This window comes from Luethyella okanaganae (genome assembly GCF_042660285.1).
GTDB lineage: Bacteria > Actinomycetota > Actinomycetes > Actinomycetales > Microbacteriaceae > Luethyella > Luethyella okanaganae.
This window is the reverse complement of the sequence record NZ_JBHSTP010000001.1, coordinates 462262-473998: the sequence shown is the minus strand read 5'-3', so window position 1 is coordinate 473998 and position 11737 is coordinate 462262. Positions and strand designations below refer to the sequence as shown.

General features: G+C 66.7%; 9 protein-coding genes and 1 pseudogene. 1 reads left to right on the top strand and 9 read right to left on the bottom strand.

Annotated features, from left to right (window positions below; translation table 11 throughout):
• Positions 1–25: 25 nt before the first annotated feature.
• Positions 26–835, bottom strand: coding sequence for a carbohydrate ABC transporter permease (locus ACFQB0_RS02100; RefSeq protein ID WP_386726983.1), 810 nt, complete (start codon positions 833–835; stop codon positions 26–28).
• A 203-nt stretch (positions 836–1038) separates the two neighbouring features.
• Entirely contained in the window at positions 1039–2409 is a 1371-nt protein-coding gene (locus tag ACFQB0_RS02095; RefSeq protein WP_386726980.1) for an ABC transporter substrate-binding protein, read from the bottom strand.
• Positions 2410–2486: 77 nt separating this feature from the next.
• Between ACFQB0_RS02095 and ACFQB0_RS02090 the strand changes: the two genes are divergently transcribed.
• Positions 2487–4574: a glycogen debranching N-terminal domain-containing protein gene (locus ACFQB0_RS02090; RefSeq protein WP_386726978.1), complete on the top strand. Its 2088-nt coding sequence runs from the start codon at positions 2487–2489 to the stop codon at positions 4572–4574.
• Positions 4575–4753: 179 nt separating this feature from the next.
• Here ACFQB0_RS02090 and ACFQB0_RS02085 read toward each other — a convergent pair whose 3' ends face one another.
• From ACFQB0_RS02085 to ACFQB0_RS02055, 7 genes and pseudogenes are all read right to left on the bottom strand, one after another.
• Entirely contained in the window at positions 4754–6541 is a 1788-nt protein-coding gene (locus ACFQB0_RS02085) for an ABC-F family ATP-binding cassette domain-containing protein (protein ID WP_386726975.1), read from the bottom strand.
• A gap of 62 nt (positions 6542–6603) precedes the next feature.
• A pseudogene (locus ACFQB0_RS02080) lies at positions 6604–6765 on the bottom strand (ATP-binding cassette domain-containing protein); the annotation flags it as partial.
• A 346-nt stretch (positions 6766–7111) separates the two neighbouring features.
• Positions 7112–8038, bottom strand: a complete 927-nt coding sequence (locus ACFQB0_RS02075) for a hypothetical protein (protein ID WP_386726972.1) — start codon at positions 8036–8038, stop codon at positions 7112–7114.
• 156 nt (positions 8039–8194) lie between these two features.
• Positions 8195–9130 (bottom strand): 4-(cytidine 5'-diphospho)-2-C-methyl-D-erythritol kinase, encoded by a 936-nt coding sequence (locus ACFQB0_RS02070; protein WP_386726969.1) that lies wholly within the window; start codon positions 9128–9130, stop codon positions 8195–8197.
• Between the two features lie 4 nt (positions 9131–9134).
• Positions 9135–9521, bottom strand: a complete 387-nt coding sequence (locus tag ACFQB0_RS02065; protein WP_386726966.1) for a hypothetical protein — start codon at positions 9519–9521, stop codon at positions 9135–9137.
• A 358-nt stretch (positions 9522–9879) separates the two neighbouring features.
• Positions 9880–10782, bottom strand: a complete 903-nt coding sequence (gene rsmA / locus ACFQB0_RS02060; protein WP_386726963.1) for a 16S rRNA (adenine(1518)-N(6)/adenine(1519)-N(6))-dimethyltransferase RsmA — start codon at positions 10780–10782, stop codon at positions 9880–9882.
• Complete coding sequence (locus tag ACFQB0_RS02055; RefSeq protein ID WP_386726960.1) at positions 10779–11729, bottom strand: TatD family hydrolase; 951 nt, start codon at positions 11727–11729, stop codon at positions 10779–10781. Before ACFQB0_RS02055 ends, rsmA begins: the two co-directional genes overlap by 4 nt.
• Between the last annotated feature and the right edge of the window lie 8 nt (positions 11730–11737).

Below are 11737 nucleotides of genomic sequence, written 5' to 3'. Positions count from 1 at the left end.
TTCACCCGCGGGGACGTGGCCAGAGTCATTCGATACCTCCGTCGCGGTCGCCCATGACCCGGGCGCCGAGCACTCTGATGTATAGGAAGGCGATCGCGAACACGATCAGGAAGGTGAGGGTGGACAGCGCGCTTCCCAGACCGGCCTTCAAGTTGCCGATGGACTGCTCGACGACGATCATCGACAGCGTCTCGGTGTTGTTGGCGCCGTGCGTGAAGATCTGCGGCAGGTCGTAGATGCGTAGCACGTCCAGCATCCGGAACAGCACGGCGACCACGATCGCGGGCCGCACCAGCGGAAGGATGATGGTGAAGAACCGGCGGACCGCGCCGGCACCGTCCACCCGTGCAGCCTCATAGATCTCCTGCGAGATCGTCTGCAGACCCGCGAGCACGAGCAGGGCGATGAACGGTGCGGTCTTCCAGGTGTCGGCGAAGATGATCGCCCATTTGGCGGGCCATTCCGATCCGGTCCACAGGATCTGCTGCCCGATCAAGTGATTGACGATGCCGTTGGCGTCGAACGTCCATCGCCAGAGCACCGCGCAGACCGCGGTCGGGATGGCCCACGGCACCAGAACCACTGCGCGGACGATACCGCGTCCTCGGAAGGCCCGGTTCATCACCAGCGCCATCGCGACACCGATCACCAGTTCCAGCAACAGCGTGGTGACGGTAAAGAACAGGGTCGTCGACAGCGCCGACCAGAAGCCCGGCGCCTCCGAGCCGACAAGGACTTCCAGATAGTTCTGCAGGCCGATGAACTGCGGCTCGGTGCCGATCCGGTCGCCGTAGAGGGACCTGATCAGCGCGCGAACCACGGGATAGCCGATCACCGCAGCCAGCACCACCAGGGTGGGCAGGACCAGCCAGAGCGCGAGACGAGAGTCACCTGTCTTGCGTGCGCGGTGGGACGAGGTCCTCATCGGTTGACCCGAGGATCGGGTTCGCTCGCCGGCTTGCGCCGTTGCTTCCAGGTTTGTCACTGCTGCATGCCTCACTGCTCGCTCTTACCGACTGGTCCTGTCCAGCTCGGTTGTTACTGGCTGTCGACGATCTTCTGCAGGCCGTCCTGCAGCTTGGAGAGCGTTTCGTCAACCGACACGTTCCCGTTGATCGCGCCCTGCAGCGCCTTGTAAACGTTCTCAGAGATCAGCGTGCTGAGCTCGTTGTACGAGACCGCCTTGGGGCGGGGCACCGCGTTCTCCAGCGCCTCCTTGAGGGTGGCCAGGTAGGGCACCTGCTTCTGCAGCTCGGCATCGTCGTACAGGGCAGAACGAACCGGCGGCAGCGACAGGTCCGTCAGCAGCTTCTTCTGCACACCCTCGGACTCCATGTACGTAATGAAGTCCTTCGCGGTCTCCTGGTTCTTCGACGCCTTCGAGATGGCGAGGTTGTAGCCGCCGAGCGTCGACGCGCCCGGGCTGTCAGCACCCGGCAGCGGTGCGATGCCGATCTTGTCCTGCACGACCGAGTCGGCGCCGTCCTGGGTGGCCAGGCCGTACACGTACGGCCAGTTGCGCAGGAACAGAAGTTTGCCGGCCTGGAACGCGCGGCGGCCCTCCTCCTCCTGGTAGGTGACCGCCTCGTCAGGGATCGTGCCGTTCTCGAAGCCGTCGACGAGGAACTGCAGGCCCGCCTTGGCCTCCGGGGTGTCCAGCGTCACATTGCCGCCGTCGTCGATGACGGTCCCGCCTGCCGAGTTGACAGCCTCCGAGAAGTTCACCGTGAGGCCCTCGTACTGGGCAAACTGGCCGGCGTAGCAGTCGATGCCGGCGGTCACCGCGACGGCGCAGTCCCCTTCGAGCTCGGCCCACGTGGTGGGCGGCGTATCGATGAGGTCGGTGCGGTAGTAGAGGAAGCCGGCGTTGGTGTTGTACGGCGCCGCGTACAGCTTCCCGTCATAGGTGCCCGAGTCGACGGTGGACTCGAACAGCCCGGATGTGTCCACGCCGTCCAGCGGAACCAGCCAGTCGCGTGCGGCGAACTCTGCCGTCCAGACCACGTCCAGACCGGCGACGTCGTACGTGCCGGCGCCCGCCTGGAAGTCCTGCACCAGCGCGGTGCGCTGGTCGTTGGCCGACTCCGGCAGCTCGACGAAGGTGACCTTCTCGTCAGGGTGCTCGTCGTTCCAGTCATCGATGATCGTCTGCAGCTTGCCTGTGGTGTCCTTGCCCTGCGCGAACGTGATCGGGCCGCGTCCTTCTTTGCCCGCATCGGGCGACGCGCCACCGGAACAACCGACAAGGGCCGTGGAGGCGACGGCGAGGACCGCGCCGACGGCATACATACGTGCGTGCTTCATAACACTCCGTTGGGTCGAAGGCGGGCCGGATGGACCGCCGGATTCTTGGTGGAATACCCGGCTGGAAGTTCGGGTAGAGGAACGATAAGTGATTTTACCGCTCAAACGCAACTGTTTGAGCGGTAATAATATGAGTATCCCTACAACACCGCGGCCGAGGCCCGGAGAACAAAGGAGTCTCGATGGCTGAAATGACCTCGACCCGCCAGCCCCCCTTGGCAGCGCTGGCGACAGTGCTGAACGCGCCGGCCAGCGCGGTCTCGGATCCTGAAGGCGATACCGGCGTCACCCCGATCGAGGGCTACTACCTTGACGATCGTCGAATCCTCTCCCGCGTCAGGCTGCATGTCGCGCGTCGGCCCATGGACCACATCGCCACCGCGTACCGGGGTCCGCAGTCGGTCGAGTTCACTTCAGTCGTGCCGGGTTTGGCCACGGCGGATGCCGACTTCGGGCTCGACGGCGACCCGCAGATCTCGGTGTGCCGCCGCCGAACACTCACTCGAACCGGTTATCACGAGAAGATCACCCTGCGTTCGGCATCCCGCAAATCTGTCAGCCTTCCTGTCGCGCTGTCACTGGGAACCGACGGCGCCACAATCTCTGAGGCCCGCTCCGGCACCACGCGTCCGCTGGTCGCCCCCCAGCTGCGCAACGGCATGGTGACCTGGCTGCTCGACGACGCCAGCGTCGCCGCGTCGTTCGATCCGCCTGCCACGGTGGAAGCCGGCAGCGATGGACTGGCGACTGCGGAGTGGAATGTGACGCTGCACGCCAGGGAATCGGTCGAGTTGACCGCCGAGGTCACCACGGCCGGGGCACTAGCGGCCCCCGCCAACGCGGTCCCGTCCGCGTCGCTCGAGCTGGAAGCGGATCCGCGACTGGAGCGGCTGTTCGAACGGTCGGTGGCGGACGCATACGCGCTGGTCCGCACCGATACCGACGATCCGGCCGACCGCTACATGTGCGCAGGGGCGCCGTGGTACCTCACCCTCTTCGGCCGTGATTCGATCTGGGCCGCGCGCATGATGCTGCCCTTCGACCTGGACCTCGCCGTCGGCACGCTGCGGGCATTGGCCCGGCGACAGGGGGTGGTCCACGATCCGGTCTCCGGTGAGCAGCCGGGCAAGATTCTCCATGAGCTGCGGCGCGAGGAGGCCGCGCAGCTGCTGCCCGCGCGTTACTACGGTTCCGCGGATGCCACGAGCCTCTGGATCATCCTGCTCACGGAAGCGTGGCGTTGGGGTGCCGACCCCGCTACGGTGCAGGAGCTCATCCCCCATCTTCGTGCCGCCTTGCAGTGGCTGACCTCCGACGCGGACTCTGACCGTGATGGGTTGCTGGATTACCGCCCTGACCCCGCCGGGCTCTCTCACCAGGGTTGGAAGGACTCGCGCGACGCCGTCCACGATGCGGTCGGCGCCGAGCACGCCGGCACTGTGGCACTCGTCGAGATGCAGGCCTACGCCTACCAGGCCGCGGTCGAAGCCGCCGACCTGCTGGACGCGCTGGGCCAGAACGGAGCGCCCGAACTGCGCGAGTGGGCCGCCCAACTGCGGGCGAGGTTCCATACTGCGTTCTGGGTTGAAGACACCAGCTATCCCGCCCTGGCGATCGTGGATCGGGTGCACCGGGCCGACGCGATCAGTTCGAACATGGGCCATCTGCTCGGCACCGGCATCGTGAGCGCCGGGGAAACCGCGCTGATCGCCAGCTACCTAGGCAGCGGCGACCTGGATTCCGGGTTCGGCTTGCGGACTCTGTCGGCGTCTTCGCCCCGCTACAACCCGATTTCGTACCACAACGGGTCCGTCTGGCCGCACGACACCGCCATCGCCATCCGCGGGCTGGCGGAGACGGGCTTCGGCGAGGTCGCTGCGCAACTCGCGGACGGCATCATCGCCGCCGGCGAAGCATTCGAGTTCCGGCTGCCCGAGCTGTGGAGCGGCATCTCAACAGCCGGCGGGCCTTCCGGATCAGTCATCCGCCCGCTTCCCTATCCGACCGCCTGCAGTCCGCAGGCATGGTCGGCCGCATCGGTGGTCGCGATCATCACGGCCGCACTGGGATTGCACGCCGATGTGCCGAACGGGCGCATCCGGATCCGTCCCCCGCGGTCGCCGATCCTCGGCGCCCTCACCGTCAAGGGGATCCAGCTGCCCACCGGGCAGCTCGACGTCCACCTCGACAAGAAGGGCGATGTCACCGTGCTGCGAGCACCGGAAGGAGTGCAGATCGACACCCCCAGCAGGCAGGAGTGCGCGGCATAGGACGGCAAGGACGACAATCCGCGAGATGCCGGCCACGGCCTCCCTCGTCAGCGCGATCGGCGTGCAGGTGGGCCGATTTGTCGTCCTGACGCTGGGTCTAGGGAATGCTGAATGGCTTGGCCTGCGGGGAGTTTATTGTCAGTGCTCGACACGATCAGGTTGAAGGTCGCGGCCCGGCGCTAGCCGACAAGCTCGGAGAGCTCGAACCAGCGCTCCTCCAGAGCGGCGGTCTCGGCCTCGGCTTGGCGAAGCTCGTCGTTCAGCCGTCCGATGCCTTCGTAGTCGCCCTGATCATGAGCGGCCATGCGGTCGTGAATCATCGCGATCCGCTCCGAGAGACGTTCGAGCTTCCTCTCCGTCGCACTCAACTCCTTCTTCGCAGCGCGCTCGTCAGCACCCGACAGGCGCGTAGCGCTCTGCTCAGAGACAGGGGGAGGCGTCACAGCCGACGGTGTCGCTGTCGCCGCCGCGCGCAGTCGCAGGTACTCGTCCATCCCGCCCGGCAGATGCCGGAGGCGGCCGTCGATGATCGCATACTGCTGGTCGGTGATCCGCTCCACGAGATAGCGGTCGTGGGAGACCACGATAAGCGTTCCGGGCCAGGAGTCGAATAGGTCCTCCATCGCGGCCAGCATGTCCGTGTCAACATCGTTTGAAGGTTCATCTAGAGCGATGAGATTAGGTTCGCTCAACAGCAGCAGCAGGAGTTGGAGGCGCCGCTTCTGGCCTCCCGACAACTCCCCGACACGGGCGGAGAGGTGTTCGCGGGCGAACCCGAGCCGTTCCAGCAGTTGCGCCGGAGTGAGGTCCTTGCCGTCGATCGTGAACGTCGTCTTTGTGCGCGCCAAGACCTCACGCACCCGGTCGTCACGGATGTCCGCGAGCTGGCTGAACTGCTGGTCCAGCATCCCGAGCCGTACCGTCTTGCCGCGTTTGACCCGTCCCGAGACAGGCTGCACGGTTCCGGCGATCAGCCCCAGTAGCGTGGACTTGCCGCTGCCGTTCGCCCCGAGAATCCCGGTCCGCTCGCCCGGTGCGATCCGCCACATCACGTCTCTCAGCACCTCGCGATTCCCATAGCGCACGCTCGCATCTTCGAGGTCGATCACGTCCTTGCCGAGACGTGCGACTGCGAGCCGCTGTAGTTCGATCGGGTTCCGCACCGGCGGCACGTCCTCGATGAGCTGATTGGCGGCGTCGATGCGGAACTTCGGCTTGGACGTGCGGGCCGGGGCTCCCCGGCGCAACCACGCCAGCTCCTTGCGCATCAGGTACTGCCGCTTGGCCTCGGTCGCGGCGTTCATCCGATCCCGCTCGACTCGCTGGAGCACATAGGCCGCGTAGCCGCCCTCGAAAGGCTCCACGGTCTCGCTGTGCACCTCCCAGGTCTCGGTGCAGACCTCATCGAGGAACCAGCGGTCGTGCGTCACGACCAGCAGGGCGCCGGAGTTCTTCGCCCAACGATTCTTCACATGCTCGGCAAGCCAGGCGATGCCCTCAACGTCCAGATGGTTCGTCGGCTCGTCCAGAGCGATCACGTCCCACTCGCCCACCAGCAGCACGGCCAGGGCGACCCTGCGCCGCTGTCCACCGCTGAGCGCACCGATCTGCGCGTCCCACGGCAGATCGGCGACGAGCCCGCCGATCACGTCCCGCACATTGGCATCGCCAGCCCACTCGTGCTCGGGCCGATCCCCGACGATCGAGTGACCCACCGTGGTTGCCGGGTCAAGGTCATCGCTCTGAGACAGCATCCCGAATCGAACGCCGCCCCGCCTCGTCACCTGACCGGCCTGCGGCTCGATCAGACCGCCAAGCATCCCTATAAGGCTCGACTTGCCATCGCCGTTGCGACCGACGATCCCGATCCGGTCGCCCCCCTCGACCCCAACCGTCACAGAGTCGAACACGACCCGCGTCGGGTACTCCAAATGCAGGGCTTCCCCGACCACCAACGACACAGCCATCAACGCACTCCAACCATCGCCCGGCGTCCAGGGCACCCCAGGCCAGGCCCGCGGCGCACGCCGCGACACCCGGCGAGCATCGCAAGCAGGCTCGACTTGCCGTCGCCGTTGCGGCCGACGATCCCGATCCGGTCTCCCCCGTTCACTCCCAGCGAGACGGAGTCGAAGACGACTTTGGTCGGGTATTCGAGGTGTAGGGCTTGGGCCCCCAGTAAGTGCGCCATGTTGTCCCAGGATATCCAAGCAACCTGCCAGCCCGCGGCAGCCTCCTCCTTCGGTCAAGCCGCGGTCGCGGACCTGCCCTCGAAGGGCTATCCAGCCGGCCCGAGACCCGGCTGTCGGTGTCTGAGCTGTTGATGAGCGCTGAAGGGGCTGCCGCGACTGTCGCCGTGCGTGGCGACAGGCTCCTTCTGCATATCGGGCTGGGAGAAGTACGGGTGCACCTCGACCCGATTGACCGCGGGCCCGACCTTGGTCTGCTCGTGCTCTCCCCTCTCCCTTTCTCCCTTCGCGAGACTGCGTGAATCGTCGGATAGGGGGCTCTTTTCGACGATTCACGCAGTCTCGCGGTCATAGGGGGGCTCCTCGGGAGCGGAGGCGAGTGCGAAGGCGGGCGATCGTCTCGGCCGGGCGCAACCCCATGTCGTCGATGGAGATGTAGACGACGGTCCAGCCAAGATCTTCCAGCCGCTCACGACGCGCGATGTCGTCTCGAAACCGCCCTTTCTCGCGGTGATGATCGCCCTGATACTCGACCGCGACCTTCCAGTCGACGAACGCGAGGTCGACCATCGACACCGGTCGACCATGCGTGTCGCAGACTCGATAGTTGATGGAAGGCTCGGGAAGCCCCGCGCGAACGACGAACAAGCGAGTGATCGTCTCCATTCGGGAGAGAGGGCCGTATCGCACGAGCCGCAGAGCCGCCGAGAGGCTCCGGGCGCCACGCCGACGTCCGTGCGCCGTCACGGCGGCACCCATGTCATCGAGGCAGGAGAGCGGCGGATGTCCCGAGAAAGGCTCGTCGCCGGTGACGATGAAGTCGCCGACGGCGACGAGGTCGTCGAGTTCGAGAATCGTCGACAGCTCGCACCAGGTGTCGAGGGGCGAGCTCGCACGGAGCGCGCCGAGCGTCGTCGGAGTCCTGTCCCATGCCGCGTGATGCCCGATCACACCCCGTGCACGCGGAATCGCGCCTCCGGGTTCGGCACTCACATGAATGAGCGACGACCGCTCGAGGCGCGTGGGCAGCGGCATTCCATACAGAAGTGCCGCCGAGGTATGGCTGAAGAACTGGGCCGGCGGCATCCTCCTCGAATACGCCTCGATGAGTTCGCGCACAGAGAGCTCGGCATCGTGCGCGATCCGCACCCCATGGAATGGTCTCGCCAATCCGGGACCACGCCACAACGACTCCGTCAGGCCGACCGACGCGGCATCACGCGCGGCGATCGGGCGACCGCGAAGGTGATCGGGGATCGGTCGTCTCTTTCGCACGCGCACATCATGCACGCTCCGTCCCACCCGACGCGCAAACTATCCACAACCCGCCTCCCGCCCGTTCGCGAGACTGCGTGAATCGTCGAAATAAGCCACTTTAAGGACGATTCACGCAGTCTCGCGAACAGGTAAGAATGGGAGGGAGGTGGTGAGTTAGTCGGGGAGGAGGCGCGCGCCGTGCACGGGACCGTGGGCGCGCACGGCCGTGAGGCGCGACGCGGAGAGGGCGACCTGGAGCTCGAGGGCGGAATCGGCGTCGCTCGTGAGGAACGCGACAGTCGGCCCTGAGCCGGAGACCAGGCCGGTGATCGCTCCGTTCTCTTCGCCGAGCTCGAGAATCTGGCCGAGCCCGGGCGCGAGGTGCAGAGCTGGCGCCTGCAGGTCGTTGTGCAGAGACTCTGCGAGCATGCGGGCGTCACCCGCCCGCAAAGCCTGCAGCACGCGAGCATCGACGGTCGGCACCCCCGGCGACGGCGAGATGTCGTGGACGTGGCGCTCCCGGTGACGATCGAGTTCCGCGTAGACGGCCGGCGTCGACATGCCGAATTCGGCGATCGCGAGCACCCAGTGGAAGCTTCCCTGTGCGAGCGCAGGGCTCAGCTGGTCTCCACGGCCGGTACCGATCGCCGTCCCCCCTGTGAGCGCGAAGGGCACGTCGGCACCAAGCTTGGCGGCGAGGATGACGAGCTCCTCCCTCGTCGCCTCGGTGCCCCACAGCGCGTCGCATGCGAGCAGGGTGGCAGCGGCATCCGCGGACCCTCCGCCCATGCCGCCCGCGATGGGAACGCTCTTGTCGATCTCGAGGTGCACACCGCCGCGGAAGCCCGTCTTTCTGGCCAGCAGCCGTGCCGCCTTGATCGCGAGGTTGCTGCCGTCTGTCTCGAGTCCTGAGGTGTCTACGCTGCCGCCGAACGAGACCGAGAAGTCGTCGGCGGGGTGTGCGCGCACGTCCTCGTAGAGGGACACGGCCTGATAGGCCGTCGCGATCTCGTGGTAACCGTCGTCGAGCCGCGCACCGACCTTGAGGAACACATTGATCTTGCCCGGCGCTCTCGCGTGCGCAACCGGAGAGGTGGCCGCGATGGTCATGGTTCTAACCTAGCTCAGCGTGCCCGCCGCCTTCAGCCACGCCTGCATGCGCGCCGAGCTCGTCGCTCACAGCGGCGATCAGCGCGTCGATGGCTTTCTGCTGATCGAGGGGAAGCGTCTTCGAGGCGCCGACTTCGAAGGTTCCGTCCTGACGCTGACCAGGCAGGCGGATGCCACGCGCCTGCTCATAGCCGACGGTCACACCCTGCGCCCACCATCCGCCGATCGTGAAGTTCGCGTCGAGCCACTGCGCGGTCTTGGAGTGCTTCCATGTCTGCGCACCCGCCTCGTCGAGCACCGCGAACCACGCCGGCCAGGCCTTGCCCGTAGCGTTCGCGAGCGCCTGGTCGCTCACGCCATCTTCGCGACCCGTCACCGTCCAGTCCGCCATGTGCGCCTCTTCCCGTTCACGGCTCAGGCTATTTCACCCGCTCGGCCCTCACGATAGCTGAAAGAAGGCGCGCCAGCGCGCTCGCGCCCGAACGGACTGTGTCGGTCTCCTAGTACTAGTGCTCGCATAGTACTAGTGCTCGCAACAGCGCCCGTAGTCAGCGCCGCGACGACACCGGAAGCCACCAAGCGAGGAACGCTCTGCCGTTTCGCGACGGGTCCGACAAGGCGACGAATTCAAGACGCAAACAGCAGCGACTCTATCTACGAGACGCTCCGCGAACTCCAAACCGCGGTCATCCGCCTCCTCAGCCGCTGCCCATACTGCCAACGCGCCGGACCGAGCTAACCAAGCACTACTAGGCGTCGAGCGGCCGGACCCGAGCGATGGCGAGGAACTCGTGCACGGTCAGCTGCTCACCCCGCGCCGTCGGGTCGACCCCTGCCGCCTCGAGCACCCATGAGGCCTCTGCACCGAGAACACCGGAAAGGGACTGGCGCAACATCTTGCGGCGCTGTTGGAAAGCCGCATCCACGAGCTCGAACGTCACGAGCCGTTCCTCCTCCGTGCCGAGAGCACCCGTTCCATCGGCGGCGTCCCGACGCTCGAAGCCAACGAGGATGGAGTCGACGTTCGGAACCGGCCAGAAGACCTGCCGGGACACCTGCCCGGCCGTGCGCCACGCGCCGTACCACTCCGCCTTCACACTGGGGCTGCCGTAGACCTTCGACCCGGGTCGGGCCGCCAGCCGCTGCCCCACCTCGGCCTGCACCATGACGATGCCGGCGCGGATCGACGGGAAGTGCTCGAGCAGGTGCAGCAGCACCGGTACTGACACGTTGTACGGCAGGTTGGCGACGAGCCGCACCGGGTCGCCCGGCAACTCCTCGATGCGCAGAGCGTCGGCGTGGATCACCGTGAGCGGGGCCGCCGGCTGCATGAGCTCGACCGTCTTGGGCAGTTGCTCGGCGAGGCGCCTGTCGATCTCCACGGCGATCACGGACGCCCCCGCTTCGAGCAGCCCGAGTGTGAGGGAGCCCAGCCCCGGACCGACCTCGACAACGTGTTCGCCCGGGATGATCCCCGCCGTCTTGACGATGCGCCGCACCGTGTTCGCGTCGATGACGAAGTTCTGGCCGAGCTTCTTCGTTGGGGTGACATCGAGCAGTTCCGCGAGATCACGGATCTCGGCCGGGCCGAGCAGCCGGCCGTGTCCAGGGTTCGAGGCGGAAATCGGGCTCTCGTGACGGTGCGCGTTCACGCAAGCCCTCCGACGGCACCGGCCTCGGGAGCGACGATCGCCTCGGCATCCCAGCGGCCGTAGACGAGCTCGGAATTCGAGGTGATCTGCGCGGCGAACAGTGCGAGGTCGGTGTCGAGGTGGGCGGCCATCGCCCGCACGGTGTGCGGAAGCAGGTAGGGCGCGTTCGGCCGGCCTCGGTATGGCATCGGGGTGAGGAACGGAGCATCCGTCTCGACGAGGACGAGGGATCGCGGCGCCACCCTGAGCGCCTCGCGCAGATTCTCGGCGTTCTTGAAGGTCACGTTGCCCGCGAACGACATGTACCAGCCGTTCACCGCGCAGATCTCGGCCATCTCCGCGTCTCCCGAGTAGCAGTGGAAGACAGTGCGTTCGGGAGCACCGACCCGTTTGAGCGTGCGGATGACCTCGCCGTGGGCCTCGCGATCGTGGATCTGCAACGCCAGGTCGTGCCGCTTGGCGATCTCGATGTGCGCCTCGAAGGAGCGGTATTGCGCGGCGAGCCCCTCCTGCCCGGTACGGAAGAAGTCGAGTCCGGTCTCGCCGACAGCGACGACGCGCGGCAGCCCGGCGAGCCGGTCGATCTCAGCGAGGGCGTCGTCGAGCCCGCCGTCGGCCTCATAGACGGGTGCCTCGTTGGGGTGGATGGCGACCGCGGCGAGCATCCTCGGCTCGATCGCGGCCGTCGCCGCCGACCACCGCGAGGTCCAGACGTCTCCGCCGACCTGGATCACTCCGCGCACCCCGACCGCTGATGCGCGGTCGAGCTGCTCGCGATAGTCGAGCTGATGCCTGCCGTCGGCGATCGGCCGCCCTGGTCCCGTCGGAGGGTCGAGGTGGGTGTGGTTGTCGTAAACGCCGACCGTGAGCGCCTCCGGCAGCGGCGGGTAGCCGAGTTCATGCCCGTCGGTCTGCTGGTGAACGTGCGCATCGGCGTTGTTACTCACGGCCCGTC